Origin of the sequence: Shewanella sp. VB17, from assembly GCF_013248905.1 — a bacterium.
GTDB lineage: Bacteria > Pseudomonadota > Gammaproteobacteria > Enterobacterales > Shewanellaceae > Shewanella.
Map to the genome: position 1 here is coordinate 1,842,248 of NZ_JABRVS010000001.1, position 15,419 is coordinate 1,857,666.

A 15,419-nucleotide genomic window follows, 5' to 3' on the forward strand; every position below is an offset into this window, starting at 1 on the left:
TAACATCATCATGATCTTAATTGTGTTATACATTTTAAAAGCATTACCTATACTCTTAATTGATAAGATAATGTTTTAAAATCAGTTGCTTATCGGTATGCTGAATCCTGTACAGGAGGTTTATGGAGGGTTAAACTCCTATTTTGCCACCAATATCATCACAAGCTTTCGCTGGCGTTGTTACAAATCCAGTGCCTTTACAGCTTGAATGTCCGTTACAGGCATTGTTCGCTGTTTTACAATCGTTATGACCCTTACAGGCATTGACGTTATAACAGTGTACTAGTTCTGTTTTTGAGATACTGCCAACCCAATCATCTTGTACATTTCCACCAACATTACCACAGGTTTTAGCTGACATAGCAACAAAACCAGTGCCTTTACAGCTGGCATGCCCACCACAGGCGTTGTTCGCTGTTTTACAATCGTTATGGCCTTTGCAAGTATTAACGCCATAGCAGTGTACAAGATCACTACTACCTTTAGACATTGCAGTTTGGGCAGTTTCTGATGTTCCAGTATTTGCACAGCCCGCTAATGCTGCCATAGTCAGGGCTAATGCTGCCCCTGTCATAGAGTGTTGAACTTTAGTTGTCATACTATTCCCTTTTTGATTAATGATGAAACTCAGGTATAAGATTAGTGATAATTTTCAAATACGACATAAAAAATTATTTAGGTTTTAACGTATTTATTTATCTGACTTTTAATGGTTATCACAATGTGCTTAAAGAAAGACCGCAAAAATAAAATTAAAATTTCAAGTGTTCGTAGATAAAAATGCATTTTTATCATTTAATTTGCAGTCAGCTTGCTTGGAGGGAAAATGTGTGTGTTAGCGTTCGATGGAAAATGTAGATAAGATTACGGTTTTAATGACACTTTGACATTATTGATAACGTTTAACGCTATCATTATATTATTGATAAGGAGAGACTGATGAGAACTCGGCAAATACTCTGCCCAACCGATTTTTCAGAAACGGCATCCCACGCATTAAAATACGCGCTTGAAATGGCTAATTTTTATCAAGTGAGTTTAAGATTGTTACATGTTGTGGATCAGCCCCTTGGTAATGAAAACTATCAAATATTAGCGATCGATCCTGAGTCTCTGGCTCAACAAATGGAGGATGCTGCAGCAGAAAAAATGCAGGAGCTTCTCTGTGATCTTAAAAGCGATCTATCAATTGAAACAGCCATTAGACGAGGCTTTCCTATTGAGCAGATCTTAGCTGATGCGGCTGAATTCGATGCTGGAATGATAGTAATGGCTAGCCATGGTCGGAGTGGTTTGTCCCATTTTTTACATACTAATGTTGCTGAAGTTATTGCTAATGGTGCTACATGTCCTGTTTTGGTTGTCAAATAATGTATTGTGAAATTTGTTATTTTAGCTCAATAATGAGCAAATTAGCCGGAGGTTACTATGCGTACTCGTCAGGTATTATGCCCAACCGATTTCTCTGAAACAGCCTCTCATGCACTAAAATATGCAATAGAAATGGCTAATTTATATCATGTGAATATTCGGCTGTTACATGTCATGAGTGAAGGTAATAGGTTACATCATTATGGCACAGTGTTGGAAAAATCATCAGATCTTGAGCATAAACATGTGATCCCATTACGTCAGAAAACCACCCAATTAGCAGGAGAAATAGCGGAATATTTAGATGAGGGATTAAAGGTTATTCCAGTGATAAGGAGAGGAGATGTGGTGGCACAAATCATAGAAGAGAGTGTTGAGCAACAGGTCGGCATGATAGTCATTGGAAGTCATGGCTATAAAGGTATATCACACCTACTAAATCCCAATGTCTCAGAGGTCATCAGTAATAAAGCTCATTGTCCTGTGCTCGTGGTAAAATAGAAGAATAAGAACTGTCATTAGCGCAAGGTCGGTGATGTTTTCATTGGCAAGCTCTAGCTTAAAGCTTACCTCGACAGACTGATAGTATTGCGGTCATCATCGGCTCACTGACTCTACTTGTATTGTAAGCTAATCCTATTAATTTGATCAGTTTTTCTCCTGCTATAGGTCGTAGTACTAAATCGCGATTATGTTTTATTTCTTGCCATTCAGGAAGCAGTGCTGCGCCTATACCGGCGCAGACTAAAGGCCAAGTGTATTCAATGGTACGTATGTTGGCTCTAGGTTGAAATCGTACTCCTGCTATAGCCATGGTTTGTTTAAGTCTATCAAGAGCATCACAAGGTGTACGATTGATGAAAGGAAGTCCATCTAGATCTGCAATTTCTATTAATGGTTTTGCTGCTAAGGGCCAATTTATTGGAATGGCAATTTGGTATTTATCTTCCCAGATAGGAATAAAAGCTTCACTGCTTAATGTTGACTGAGATAGTATGACTCTAGCATCACATGGCTCATCAGGGTCAACAAGAGTTAACTCTATATTATCAATTCTTTGTGTTAGTTCGGTCAGCAGTTCACTCATGCGTTGTGCACCGAGCGAGCGCATTAAGCCTAAACGAAGTGGAATAGGGGCCGGGGAGTCGTTAAATAAGTTCAGTATATTTTGTTTGTTTTCACTCATTTCCTTTGCCAGAGGGTAGAGCTTATCAGCAGCTGATGTGGGTCGTACCCCCCCAGGGTGACGGATAAAAAGTTCAACATTAAGCTGCTGTTCAAGCTGTGATATTGCTGCAGTTATAGAAGGCTGAGAAACGAAGCACTGGCGTGCAGCAGCTGTAATACTGCCTTGTTCATAGGTGGATTGAAAGTAGTATATTGATTTTAATTTCACTGAATATCCTTTAATCAGCCACTATCGATGAGATACGCTCTATTTACATACCTTCGGCACGTTCTATTTTACACTCGTAGGAGCCCATCTCAAACTCTCTACATACCCAAGGGCGATTTTCGTAGATAGTACACATTTTTGTTTCACGATCTAATGCAGCACACCAGCCATCATCTAAACGGCGCATTACATCTCCGCCCCAATCTGCCACTTCTATATATTCTTCCGGTACACCTGTTTCAGAGATAATAAGCACTTGAAGTCTACAGCAACAAGCCTGACAGGTTGCACAGGTTATTTCAGGATCGGGGAGGTTGATTAATTCTATTGTCATAGCAAGCTTTGGTGATCTTAGTGGCTGATAGGATAACGCAGAGTGAGGTGGTTTGTCAGTGCTAACCTTATGTCGGTATAAATTTGGCTCGATAGATATTCTGTTTTTTTGTAGGAATTCATCAATCTAGGCTTTTATTTTTTTGAACACTTGTAATTAGTCTAATGAGTTAATTCAGTAAAATAGACCACTATGCACAGATATCTAGAAACAGTTGCTCGGCTAATTCTTGCAGAACTTCAGCTTGAGGATGAGTGTGTGCAAAGGTCCTTAAACCATAAATTCCCATAGCTAAAAAACGTGCTAAATGTTGGCTATCACGCTTAGAAGTGAGTTCACCTTTTACTTGAGCTAGCTCAAAGATATTTGCTAGCCCTTGTTGCCAGTTTACTAGGTTATCGGTAATAATTTTCTGTACTTCTTCATCTTGCTGAGCCATTTCGTTGAGGGCTTTTGTCAGTAAGCAGGATTTTGCTGCTTCACAACTGATGCACTCCTGAACGGTATTATCCAGATAAGCTTTTAGTTCAACTAATACCGGTCTATTGCCAGAAAAAAAATACTGAAATTCAATATTTCTATCAATTTTATATTGTTCTAAAGCAGCTAACAAAAGGCCACGTTTATTATCGAATGCACAATAGATAGAACCCGGATGTAAGCCCGTGGCTTTAGTTAGATCTTGCATACTTGTTTTGCCGTAACCTTTGTCCATAAATGCGGTCATGGCAGATCTCAGTACTTTTTCTCTATCAAACTCGGCATTACGCATTAGTGGTTTGTGCTCATTAATGATCTATTCACTGATTGTACTTACTTTTTAATATTTGTTCAAAATAATTATTGAATGATCATTCAAATAAGGATATCTTGAATAAACATTCAAGATATAGAGATTGGTATGACTGATAACTTATTTCAAACAGTGACTCTTAACGAGACGATCACTTTACAAAATCGTATTCTGATGGCGCCCCTGACGCGTAGTATGGCAGATGAGAAGTTAGTGCCAACTCAGGCTATGGCCGTATATTATGCTCGTCGTGCTGAAGCGGGACTGATCATTTCTGAAGCCGTGATTATTCGCCCTGATGCTCAAGGTTATCCTAATACTCCGGGTTTATTTACCCCTGCTCAAATTAATGGCTGGAAAGTCGTGACGGATGCTGTCCATCAAGCTGGTGGTAAGATATTTGCGCAGCTATGGCATACTGGCCGAGTCGCACACTCTCACTTTTTCGACCAATCAGGTTCAACTCAGGTATTAGCTCCTTCCGCTGTTGGCGTAGAAGGAAGTGTTCCCAGGATGCGTGAGCTTACCTATCAAGTGCCTAAAGCTATAAGCCATGATGAGATAATTCAATTAATTGCCGATTATTCACAAGCTGCAGCCAATGCGATAGATGCAGGTTTTGATGGCGTCGAAATCCATGGCGCTAATGGCTACCTTATTGATCAGTTCCTGCATTATGACAGTAATCGTCGTACAGATGAATATGGTCAAACTGCTGAAAATATGGCTCGTTTCCCACTCGCTGTTGTTGATGCGATTACGGCTCGAATTGGCAGTGACAGAACCGCATTGCGAGTTTCACCTGGTGCTTATTTTAATATGAATGGAGATAGCAAAGACCGCGCAGTGTTCGATTACTTGTTAGCTAAGCTTGAAGAGCGTGATTTGGCTTTTTTACATATAGGCATTTTTGATGACGCTATGGAGTTTGATTACCTTGGCGGGCGCGTGTCTAGCTATATACGCAGTGTTTATAGTAAGACGCTCGTTGGTGTTGGCAGTTACAGCCCTGAAACGGGTAGTAAAGCAATTGCTGAAGATAAATTTGATTTATTAGCGATCGGGAGACCTTTTATTGCCAATCCAGATTATGTTACCCGTGTTCGAGAAGGTAAAGAACTCGTAGAGTATTCAGCTGAAATGCTGGCCAGTTTACTGTAAACAAATCGTTTTAAATAGCATTCGTATTGTTTAAGGTCGAAGAGGTTAATCATTAGGTTAACCTTTTTTCTTTATTGGTAATGCTTAAGAAAAAGTTTATTTAGCCGATAAATAAGTATTCTGTTATGAGAAAAGGAAAATACAGTGGTGAGAGTATCTCAGCATGGTGATTAAAGGAGACGGCTATGAATATTTATGGCTTAACGAATGCGATTAACTCAGTGGGAAGATCTGTCGCTGATGTAAATATGACGTCAAAGCCAGAGACCGTTATGTTAACTAAAAAGGGAGAAGGTGAAGTTGTTGCTATCTCAGAGATGGGAAAAGCTGCACATCAGTTAGATGTTGGCCGTTTTATGGTCAAGCGGCAAGAGAAAACGTCCGAGGGGATAAAAGACGTCAAGATTGGGCCCACATCAATCATTGATGAACAAATTGAGCATATTAAATTGCGCATTGAGGCATTGAAACAGGCGCTAAAAGCATTATCTGGAGATAAGTCGGAATCGGCTGAAAAGAAGCGTGAGATGCTCAATGCAGAGATCATGCAATTATCTGGTATGCTTATGGTGTTATACAATGAAAAATCTAAAAATGAGGGATCTGAGTAACACAGCTCTTAAAGGTTACTTGATTACATTGTGATGAAAAAGACAGATAAAAAGATTGAGAACAGTATCAGAGAGACTTTGACTCTAGTGTGTGAAACCGCTCAGAATAATGTAGATGGTTTTGAATGGCTTACTCATAGCGTTCACTACGGTAATGTCGAAGCTTCTATGCGTATTACCTGTATCTTTGATACTAACTCAGCTCTTAGTAATATAAAAATATCTAAGCATGATGAGTATCTTTATCAGCTGATTAAACAAGCCCTTTCCTCAATCGATATACACATCAAAGACATTAAGCATCATGTCTATTTTGATACGGAAGAGAACTGCATTGATAAACATAATGGAAAATGGCGAAAACGATTAGCCCATTAATGCTTAGAGTTAACAGATCCACCATAGGCTGATGCTATCTTGCTCGTTTACTTGAAGTGATCTAGCGCTTTAAATTTCCACATTTTATCTTAAATCAATTCTAAGTGAGGTCACCCTTCTCGCTAATATCAAAGCTGAATTAGAGCCATTTTATTTGTAATGAGTCAATGGGTAAGGTAAATGACAAGGTATTAAAACAATCGGTTTACAAAAAAGGCCTAGCAGTGTTATTTTAACAAATAATTTACATATTGGTGGGTGTAGAACCCCACTATTATTGAATAAACGTTTATGATTCTGTGAGGTTACATGCAAAGATCTGAAGAGTTAACATGGCTATTATCTGATCAAATATATGATTTGACGATATCAAGGGCGGTTTTCTTAGATTATTTTGAAAATGGCAATTACGATCTTACCAATAAGAAATATGAAGCCATCACTCGTATGACAGTCAGTTACGCTATTTTAAGTTTATCAAAACTGTGGGAGACACTTGATCACTATGGCGGTGAAATTAATTCATTACCAGAGCCTTTGAGGCTGAAATGTGTTGATTTACGTTCTAAATTAGTAGCATTAGATGTATTCCAATTTAGGAGCGTACATATATCTCATGTAATCGATAAAGAAACAGAATTGCCTATTGATTTAGAAATGAGTAAAACAAATCTAGCTAAAATTATTGGTAATAATATGAATGAGCTATTGAATTTTTTTGATTGGCTATGTCCACCGCAGAAAAATTCTGTTGTCAGTATAGTGCAAGAGCTTAAAAATTATTGCCATGTACTATCTAAAGAATCAGATAGTGTGTTATAACATTAACAGTTAATATTTTCAGAGCTGTGGATAAGATATGAGGGGTTAATTATATTAGCTGTATCCCCATATTGATAATAGTATTATTTACATTTTAGATTGCAAAGGAAGGTGTGTAGTTATGGATTTTAATTTAATAACAGGCTTTTTATACAATGCTCTATATTTTACTGTTTCACTATTGATAATTATAGGTGTATTTAAGCGTCCTTATTTTAATGTATTGTTAAGTGATTTTATAATTACATTTATGCTTAGATTATTTTTTAATAAAAATAAATATCATTTAATTAGTGGTTTAAAGCTTTTTTCGGATGCAGGGGTTACTAAGGTTGATTATGTCTTTGTGTCAGTATACGGTATTTTCGTTATAGATAAAAATAATGTAAAAGGTCGAGTTTTTGGATCTAAAAATAAAAATGAATGGACACTGAAAATAAACAAAAGCTTAAGTAAGTTTACAAATCCTATTGTAACAAGCAATAAAAAAAGTCAAGTTTTAGCGGATTTTCTCAATATCAATTCAGATTCAGTTTATCCTGTTGTTATTTTTGTTGGTGATAGTGATTTTAAAACTAAAATGCCTGAAAATGTTACTCATTTAGGCGGTATAATAAGGTTTGTTAAGTCAAAACAAACCGAAGTGTTTACCAGTGAAGAAACTGCTGTCATTATAAATAATTTTGAGAAATGTAAAGTTAATAAAGAAATTATAACGAACAAAGGGAAAGTCGTTCATGTTAAGTCAGTGATGCTATCAAAATAAGTAAAGCAGGAAGGAAATTTATCGTGAAAATAATTTGGTTGAATGAAATTGGTATTATGAATGGTATAGGGATGTGAATACATTTTATTGCGTTTTATTCATTCTATTGAGGATAATCCAGATAAATTATGAATGAGCTAATTTATTAGAACTATTTTTGGATTATCTTTAACATCAAAAACGATTTAATGAGTAAAGTGTGTCGGTTATCTTTGGGATCTAAGATGTACCTATGTTGTTATTTTTAACCCAGCGGCAGAGCAGTCCTTTTTAATACTTCTCGTAATACAAAGCTTGAATGAACACCTGTTACTCCTTCTAATCGAGTAATGTGCCCGAGTAATAATTGCTCATAATGTTGCATATCACGTACGACGACTTTGAGTAAGAAATCTGCCGATTGGCCCGTTACAATTAAACATTCTAGTACTTCGGGTAATGCGGTTACGGCTTTTTCAACATAGTCAAAACGCTCCGGAGTGTGCCTGTCCATTGAAATGCCAATCATTGCCGTGAGGTTTAAGCCAAGTGCTGACGGTTTTAGTAAGGTGACATGCTTGTCTATTAATCCTGACTCTTCTAGACGTTTGACACGACGAGAACAAGGTGTAGGGGATAAACCGACACTATCTGCTAATTCTAAATTACTGATACGTGCATTATTTTGCATTAATTGTAATATTTTTTTGTCTGTTCGATCTAATTGAATCATTGCTTGCATCTAGGACTCCTAATGTATTAACTCACTACTAAAACTCATTTAAGTAGTGAGTTATTGCATTATTGTGCTTATTTTAAGGTGAATTTGCAACCATTCACTACAAAAAATTATTTATAGTTATACCATGGAATCTGAGCAAAGTTTCTAATTGGAAATAAAGGGTGATACGCCTTACTAAAGGTGCGCCAACTCGCCAATTCATTTTTCTCATTACTGCTGACTCCCCCAATTACAAGGATAATGAATAGTGTCTAATCATATCAATCATCACTTAAGTTTTAACCATAAAAAATACCGCGCTTTTACGCCAATACAGAAAGTAGATAGGCGCTGGCCTAATCAAACTATTCGGGTAGCACCGCAGTGGTGTAGTGTAGACTTACGTGATGGAAATCAAGCATTAATTGAGCCTATGAGCCCCAATCAAAAGCTGGAAATGTTTAAACTATTAGTCGATGTCGGTTTTAAAGAAATTGAAGTAGGTTTTCCAGCAGCTTCGGCCCCTGATTTTGACTTTGTACGCCAGTTAATTGAGCAAAATTTAGTTCCAGATGACGTAACCATTCAAGTATTAACCCAGGCACGTGAGCCGCTAATTGCACGCAGTTTTGAGGCCTTAAAAGGTGCAAAAAATGCGATTGTTCATTTGTATAATTCGACTTCTAAAGTTCAGCGGGAGCAAGTGTTTAGAAAATCGCGTGATGAAATTAAGGCGATTGCTATACAGGGTGCCAAATGGGTCCGTGACTTCTCTATACAGCAGCCTGAAACGAATTGGTCTTTTCAATATTCACCAGAGAGTTTTACCGGTACAGAAATGGATTACGCGGTAGAGGTGTGCGATGCAGTGATTGATATTTGGCAACCCACGCCTGAAAAGAAAGTGATTATTAATTTACCCGCCACTGTTGAGGTATCAACTCCTAATGTTTATGCGGATCAAATAGAATGGGTTTGTGACAATATTAGCCATCGTCAATCAGTCACCATTTGTTTGCATACACATAATGATCGAGGTTGTGGTGTCGCTGCTGCTGAATTAGGAGTGCTTGCTGGTGCAGATCGTATCGAAGGCACTTTATTAGGTAATGGTGAGCGTACTGGTAATATGGATATTGTGACCATGGCAATGAATATTTATAGCCAAGGTATTGATCCAAAGTTAAATTTTTCAGACATGGATCGTATCATTACGACTGTAGAGTCGTGCACGCAATTAGCTGTACATCCACGTCATGCGTATGCTGGAGAGCTGGTCTTTGCTGCATTTTCGGGGAGCCATCAAGATGCGATTAATAAATGCATGACTATAGATATTGAGCAGCGTAAAACGGATCCTGATGCACATTGGCAAGTGGCTTATTTACCCATAGATCCTCGTGATTTAGGGCGTACATATCAACAAGTGATACGAATTAATAGTCAATCAGGTAAAGGGGGCGTTGCGTACGTGCTTGAACAAGATTACGGCATCGAAATGCCACGTTGGATGCAAGTCGATTTCAGTCCGTATGTTCAAACGTTTGCAGAAGATAGTGAAGGTGAAGTGTCATCTCAGCTGCTTTACGATATATTTTCGAAAACCTATTTAAGTCCACTACAAAATACTAAGATAAACAGTTATCAACTGAGTCGTGAAGGTAATATTGATAAATTACACGCTGAGGTATTGGGTATTGATGGCATCGTTGCGATTCGTGGAGAAGGCAAAGGCTTATTAGGGGCCTTTGTTAAAGGATTAAGTGAAGTCATTGCAAGCGATATTGTCCTAATTGATTATAGCGAACATGCATTACCCCGAAAAATGGGAGCGAAAAACGAACAAGTAGAGGCCATAGCCTATGTGCAACTTAGTATTAAAGGCACGCGTTATTGTGGCGCAGCTCAATGTGAAGATATTGTCACTGCATCGATGCAGGCAGTATTAAACGCGTTAAGTAAGAGTCATCATATCATGGCAAGCACCATCAACTTGGCTTAGTCAGTGGCTAATGACAGGTTAGGTGATTGAATGTAATTTATGAGCGTGTTGGGCATGAGAAGGGCTAATCATCTATGCTTTAGTATTCAAATTTACTTGATAAAAAGAGAATATGAGATATGAAAACATTAGTAGGATTGCTCTGTGTGGCTGTGATGTTGTTTTCTAGCAGTATTCTGGCTCAGAATATGACTGTTAACATGGAGCTTTTGAGTCCAAACGGTAATAGTAAGATTGGTACTATTGGATTAAAAGATTCTGATTTTGGACTTGTATTGACTCCTAATCTCACTAGTTTGACACCTGGAATGCACGGTTTTCACGTACATCAGACAGGCAGTTGTGCAGCTGTAACTAAAGAAGGGAAAACCGTTTTAGGCGGCGCTGCTGGTGGCCATTATGATCCAGATAATACGAGTAAACATGGTTTGCCATGGAGTACTGCTAATCATCAAGGTGATCTCCCTCCTTTGTTTGTTGATGAGGAAGGAATTGCCAAAACAGCTGTGCTTGGCCCACGCTTGAAGGTTAAAGACGTTCAAGGTTTATCATTAATGGTACATTTTGGCAGTGATAATCACTCTGACCATCCTGAACCACTTGGCGGCGGTGGTGCTAGAATGGCTTGTGGCGTGATAAAATAACCTAGATTAACGCGCATTGATAATATGAAAGGTGTAGGTAAGGTCGTATGATACTTAATCAACTTTACCCGCACTTAGCTATAATACTATGTTTACTATATAAAATTTAGAACGTAACCACTTAAATTAAAAGATTTACCCCTTAGATTAGCATGGTTCAAGCTTGAATAGATTTATTGGCACTTCTGCGGTATTTAATATTCCTCAATAAGATGTGTCAATATCATTATCGACTTGTTTATTTTTAGTTTTGGTGAAAATAGCATACTCAGTCAAATTAACTCAAATGTATCATACTAATGGTGGATAATAGTGTTGTTTTTCAGTGTGTAATTTGTAAGTCGTGCAAAGTAAGACTATAAAATGTTTCTTAGTTGAAATAGCTAAGCGCTCGATGTGCTTCAAATCAACTTTAAGTAACAATAGGAGTTTTTGCATGAAAAACAACAATCTCTGTCTGCTTTTTGGTTTCACATTATTGGCCTCAGGGTCATCATTCGCCGATGACAATAAACACCATACAAGTAGTCCAATTATTGCAAATGTCGTTAATACAGATTTTAATCTTTCTCCCTTTATAGGCCTTCTATCTACTCAACATGAGCGTCATTTAACACTCTATCAAAGTGATGCTAATTTTATTAAGGTTCACTTTAGTCAGTTCAATATTCCTGACAATGCATGGGTCACAGTGTCCAATTTGGCAGGAACTGAAGTATACCGTTATGATAATAAAACAGGTACTAAACGCACGTTTAGTCAGTCTGCAGGCGAAAATGGTGTTAATCAGTTTTCTAGCATGTCGATATTCGGAGATACAGCAATTGTTACGTTGCACTTACCAGATGTGAATACATGGCGTTCTGAGCATGGTATCAAAGTCGACCATTTTTTTGCTGGTAATGAAGAGAATGATTCATCTGGCTCTGATTTTTCACCGATAACCAGTAACGCTGAAAGTCAGCTGTTTCCTGATAGTGTCGATAAATTGTCTACTTGTGGTGTAAATGAACGCCGTGACGTGCAATGCTGGGCTGGAGACTATTCTAATGAATTTGATCGCAGTAGACCGGTAGCACGTTTGTTGATGGGAGGACGTGGTCTGTGTACGGCTTGGCGTGTTGGTGACAGTAATCATATGTTTACCAATAATCATTGTATGTCAACGCAGAATGAAGTTGAAAATAGTGAAATTTGGTTCAATTATCAATATCTTGAGTGTAATGGTAGGGTGCTGGATAAAGTGGTTAAGGTGACAGGGGCTCAGCTGCTAGATACGGATTATAATTTAGACTACAGTCTATTTACTGTTAATGATTTTGCTGATATTACTCAATTTGGCTACTTCGGTCTTGATGTTCGCACACCTGAAAAAGGTGAACAAATCTTTATTCCTCAGCATGGTGCTGGCAACCCTAAAGAACTTTCGATAGAGAGCGATCAAAATGCGGGTGGTTTATGTCAGATAGACACGGCAATGACTGGAGGACGTGGTACTAATACCGATACTGGTTATTACTGTGACACAACAGGAGGATCTTCAGGATCACCAGTATTGGCTAGCAGCAGTAATAGTGTGATCGCATTACATCATTTTGGTGGTTGTGAAAATCAAGGGGTAAGAATTGACTTAATTTGGCCTAAAGTGGCCAATTTCTTTAATAATAATATTCCCTGTGGTGATGATAATGACAGTTGTGATAACCCAGATCCCATTGCAAAACAATTAGTATCAGGTGTTCCAGTGGTCGATCTGAGTGATGTAAGAAGCAGTGAAGTACTGTATGTACTGACAACAGAGGAGGACAATCTTACGATTAGCGTTCAACTGACTGGTAGCTCTGGTGATGCTGATTTATATGTGGCGAAAAATAGGCTCCCTACCCGAGTTGATTATGATTGTCGTCCTTATAAATCAACAAGCAATGAAAGTTGTGAAATAGTACTTCAATCTTCAGGTAAGGTTTATATCATGCTTCATGGCTACTCCAGCTATGATGGTGTGACATTAACAGCTACGGCAACCCAGCAGCAAGAGCCTTAGTAAGGTGTGGACACGCTTTTGCTGGTAGTTGCTGACAATCATTATTTTTGCTATATCGCGAAAAATGATCGTGTCAGTAAAAAGGTTACCCCCAGTATTTTACTGGGCATTTTCTTTTTATTTAAGATAACGCTGACGTGTCCATATGTTAGTTAACCTAAACGGCTAGGCTAAATGTAAGAGATCTCTCACATGATTGTGAGAGATCTGAAATAGTAGGTAACGAATAAGGACTATGCTCATAGACTTTCTTCTTTATAAACAGTGTTTTGGTATTTGTTTGGATGAATATCTCTTACTTTTTTAAATATTGATTTTTTACAGCCCCTCATTTTTACTCACATTTACTCTAGAATTTAACTCGTAGAAGGAAATACTTTTGATGAATGGATTCATTGTTCGGGATGAGCAAAGTGCTGAAGGATAAGCGCTAGAGGGAATTATCAAGGATGAGACACACTAGGATGGTGTGGTAATACTGACTAAGGAGAGTTGAACAATCTAGGATAGAATGTTGACTGTCAGGAAGACAGTAATACAAGGATAGTGCAGCAAGGATGCAATAAAGGATTTATGTGGACACGCTTATGGATGAGCTAGCTTAGTAAATGGATTAACTGAGATCATGGAAGAGTATTTGTTTATTTATAAACAGAGACATGGAAATAAAAGGGATGTAATAAGGATATAACAAGGATGTGCTAGGACACGCTTATGGATGGGCTAGCTTAGTCAATGGATGGCTAAGTTCATGGATGAGTACTGACTCGCTAGCGAGTTTGTTACAAGGAAAAAGGGAAGTATCAAGGATGAAGCAAGGAGCATGTTAAACGCATGGACGGTGCAGGGAGCACAAAAATAGCAGGATTGCTTAACAAAAGAAATAAGGAGCGCGATTCCATTGGAGACGCGCTTTTTCTTTTTGTGGATGTTATTTAATATTGATAGTATCTAGATGAGTGACACTTACCGAAGTCATCGCTATTTTCGAGAATGACAACTTCCTCCCACGGAACCTTTAGCCTCAGGAGCATCAAACCATTCAGGTTCTGGAAAAATAGGCCATTGGATATGATGTATTTTTTTGCCATGCATCAATATGTGAGCTTGGTATTGGTTAATACCATCGGTGCTAAACTCTAGTAAATATTTTGTTTTCCAGGTAAGCCCACTGCTACCACCAATACATGGCCTAGCTTTCTCCATGGCAATAGCAACCAGCTGCACTTTTTGTTTTTGGCATTCCTTATTGGCAAATATTCGACTTAGTTCTGCCATTTGGCGCAGCTGCCAAAAAAATGCAGCAATCAGTATTACAGCGATAAAAAATAATAAATCGGTCATAATTCCTTTGTCACCTTAAATAATCCACCTATAGCAGCAGAAAGCGTTGCACTCCTATGTGGATTGCGAAGCTCAGATAGTAGTAAAGTTCTTAATGAGGGTATTGCGACAATATCAGCAAAAATTTGATTAAATAAATGTGGTTCTTGCTTTGAAAGCGCTTCTAAGAAAATACTTCGAATTTGGGGATTTTTTAATGCAGTCCAATTTCGTGCTGCAATGGTGATTAATGCATTAGTATCGAGTAACGCTAACTCATCAAGGTGAGATATTCCCATTTGAGAGCTTATTTCATCTGAAGCTAGAGCGCGCAGGAAATAAGGTTTTAATTCGTTATCTACAGTAATGAGTTTCTTTAGTACAGTATCGATAAGTTGGTTATCGATAGTTAAATGTTCGAGACACTGACATACCGCAACTTGTACCTCTTGACTTGCATAATCAAAACTATTGATAATCATTGAGAGGTGTTTGGGTTCATGAAGGCGTACGCAGACATCTGCTATCCCTTGCAATCCAATTTTTTGCCAATTTTCAACACTCATTTGCTTGGAAAGATATTGATAGGCTAATTGATATTGAGGAGATGCTTTTTGACCCAATCGTTTTTTCACTAGTGCATTAAATAAGGCTAGTTTTTCTGGTATTGGCTTGAAAGAAAAAGGGTGGTTGGCCAATTTCTGTTGCTGCTCTTCTGAAATCACTTGTGCAGGATCTCGACCTAATGCTTCGATGATCATTCTAATAAATTGCGTTCTTGGTGCGGGCGACAGTAGGCCTCGTTCATCTAATGGCAATTTTAGAAACCAGATATAATGCTGTTGACTAGCATTCCAAAAAACAATGGCAAATTGTGCATGCCCTTGAATAGGGTATGGGTAAGCAGATGTTAAATTTTCTATTTTTTGGAAGGTTGGCATATCGATATGCTGGACTCTTCTTCCCATGTCATAGATCTGAAATTGAGTATTTGCTGTTGTTAAGAATTGAGTTAAGGTCGTTATTTCTGTCATTTTCCTGCCATAACACTGAAGATTTGCCTTTTTAGTGGTG

The 15,419-nt window shown here is 38.1% G+C and carries 16 protein-coding genes and 1 pseudogene; 10 read left to right on the forward strand and 7 right to left on the reverse strand.

The features are described 5' to 3' along the window. Positions 1 to 130 precede the first annotated feature (130 nt). Positions 131 to 598 carry a hypothetical protein gene (locus HQQ94_RS07765; protein WP_173293878.1) on the reverse strand — a complete coding sequence of 156 codons (468 nt, stop codon included), beginning with the start codon at positions 596 to 598 and terminating at the stop codon, positions 131 to 133. Between the two features lie 341 nt (positions 599 to 939). Between HQQ94_RS07765 and HQQ94_RS07770 the strand changes: the two genes are divergently transcribed. Both HQQ94_RS07770 and HQQ94_RS07775 read left to right on the forward strand, forming a co-directional pair. Beyond that, positions 940 to 1,371: a universal stress protein gene (locus tag HQQ94_RS07770; protein WP_173293879.1), complete on the forward strand. Its 432-nt coding sequence runs from the start codon at positions 940 to 942 to the stop codon at positions 1,369 to 1,371. Positions 1,372 to 1,428: 57 nt separating this feature from the next. After that, a complete protein-coding gene (locus tag HQQ94_RS07775) occupies positions 1,429 to 1,872 on the forward strand; it encodes a universal stress protein (RefSeq protein ID WP_173293880.1) in 444 nt (147 codons plus the stop codon). Positions 1,873 to 1,930: 58 nt separating this feature from the next. On the opposite strand, the gene HQQ94_RS07780 is transcribed toward HQQ94_RS07775, so the two are convergent. From HQQ94_RS07780 to HQQ94_RS07790, 3 genes are all read right to left on the reverse strand, one after another. After that, positions 1,931 to 2,767 (reverse strand): LysR family transcriptional regulator, encoded by an 837-nt coding sequence (locus tag HQQ94_RS07780; protein WP_173293881.1) that lies wholly within the window; start codon positions 2,765 to 2,767, stop codon positions 1,931 to 1,933. A gap of 43 nt (positions 2,768 to 2,810) precedes the next feature. Further along, positions 2,811 to 3,101, reverse strand: coding sequence for a YkgJ family cysteine cluster protein (locus tag HQQ94_RS07785; protein ID WP_173293882.1), 291 nt, complete (start codon positions 3,099 to 3,101; stop codon positions 2,811 to 2,813). Between the two features lie 190 nt (positions 3,102 to 3,291). Beyond that, positions 3,292 to 3,873, reverse strand: coding sequence for a TetR/AcrR family transcriptional regulator (locus HQQ94_RS07790; RefSeq protein WP_173293883.1), 582 nt, complete (start codon positions 3,871 to 3,873; stop codon positions 3,292 to 3,294). A gap of 129 nt (positions 3,874 to 4,002) precedes the next feature. Here HQQ94_RS07790 and HQQ94_RS07795 point away from each other — a divergent pair, with 129 nt between their 5' ends. The 5 genes from HQQ94_RS07795 (at position 4,003) to HQQ94_RS07815 (ending at position 7,632) form a co-directional block, all read left to right on the forward strand. Next, positions 4,003 to 5,055, forward strand: a complete 1,053-nt coding sequence (locus tag HQQ94_RS07795) for an alkene reductase (RefSeq protein ID WP_173293884.1) — start codon at positions 4,003 to 4,005, stop codon at positions 5,053 to 5,055. A 185-nt stretch (positions 5,056 to 5,240) separates the two neighbouring features. Then, a complete protein-coding gene (locus HQQ94_RS07800) occupies positions 5,241 to 5,666 on the forward strand; it encodes a hypothetical protein (protein WP_173293885.1) in 426 nt (141 codons plus the stop codon). 33 nt (positions 5,667 to 5,699) lie between these two features. Then, entirely contained in the window at positions 5,700 to 6,044 is a 345-nt protein-coding gene (locus HQQ94_RS07805) for a Fis family transcriptional regulator (protein WP_173296562.1), read from the forward strand. A gap of 309 nt (positions 6,045 to 6,353) precedes the next feature. Next, entirely contained in the window at positions 6,354 to 6,866 is a 513-nt protein-coding gene (locus HQQ94_RS07810) for a hypothetical protein (protein WP_173293886.1), read from the forward strand. A gap of 121 nt (positions 6,867 to 6,987) precedes the next feature. After that, positions 6,988 to 7,632: a nuclease-related domain-containing protein gene (locus HQQ94_RS07815; RefSeq protein ID WP_173293887.1), complete on the forward strand. Its 645-nt coding sequence runs from the start codon at positions 6,988 to 6,990 to the stop codon at positions 7,630 to 7,632. Between the two features lie 244 nt (positions 7,633 to 7,876). Here the strand turns inward: HQQ94_RS07815 and HQQ94_RS07820 are convergent, their stop codons facing one another. Next, entirely contained in the window at positions 7,877 to 8,344 is a 468-nt protein-coding gene (locus tag HQQ94_RS07820; RefSeq protein ID WP_217274139.1) for an Lrp/AsnC family transcriptional regulator, read from the reverse strand. Between the two features lie 256 nt (positions 8,345 to 8,600). Here HQQ94_RS07820 and leuA point away from each other — a divergent pair, with 256 nt between their 5' ends. The 3 genes from leuA (at position 8,601) to HQQ94_RS07835 (ending at position 13,022) form a co-directional block, all read left to right on the forward strand. Beyond that, positions 8,601 to 10,334 carry a 2-isopropylmalate synthase gene (gene leuA, locus HQQ94_RS07825; protein ID WP_173293889.1) on the forward strand — a complete coding sequence of 578 codons (1,734 nt, stop codon included), beginning with the start codon at positions 8,601 to 8,603 and terminating at the stop codon, positions 10,332 to 10,334. A gap of 119 nt (positions 10,335 to 10,453) precedes the next feature. Then, positions 10,454 to 10,978, forward strand: a complete 525-nt coding sequence (gene sodC / locus HQQ94_RS07830; RefSeq protein ID WP_173293890.1) for a superoxide dismutase family protein — start codon at positions 10,454 to 10,456, stop codon at positions 10,976 to 10,978. Positions 10,979 to 11,414: 436 nt separating this feature from the next. Next, positions 11,415 to 13,022 (forward strand): serine protease, encoded by a 1,608-nt coding sequence (locus HQQ94_RS07835; RefSeq protein ID WP_173293891.1) that lies wholly within the window; start codon positions 11,415 to 11,417, stop codon positions 13,020 to 13,022. A 935-nt stretch (positions 13,023 to 13,957) separates the two neighbouring features. Here HQQ94_RS07835 and HQQ94_RS07840 read toward each other — a convergent pair. Both HQQ94_RS07840 and HQQ94_RS07845 read right to left on the reverse strand, forming a co-directional pair. Continuing rightward, positions 13,958 to 14,369: pseudogene (locus tag HQQ94_RS07840) on the reverse strand (DUF3301 domain-containing protein). Further along, a complete protein-coding gene (locus tag HQQ94_RS07845) occupies positions 14,363 to 15,379 on the reverse strand; it encodes a DUF3549 family protein (RefSeq protein ID WP_173293892.1) in 1,017 nt (338 codons plus the stop codon). The pseudogene HQQ94_RS07840 and the gene HQQ94_RS07845 overlap by 7 nt, the downstream one beginning before the upstream one ends. Between the last annotated feature and the right edge of the window lie 40 nt (positions 15,380 to 15,419).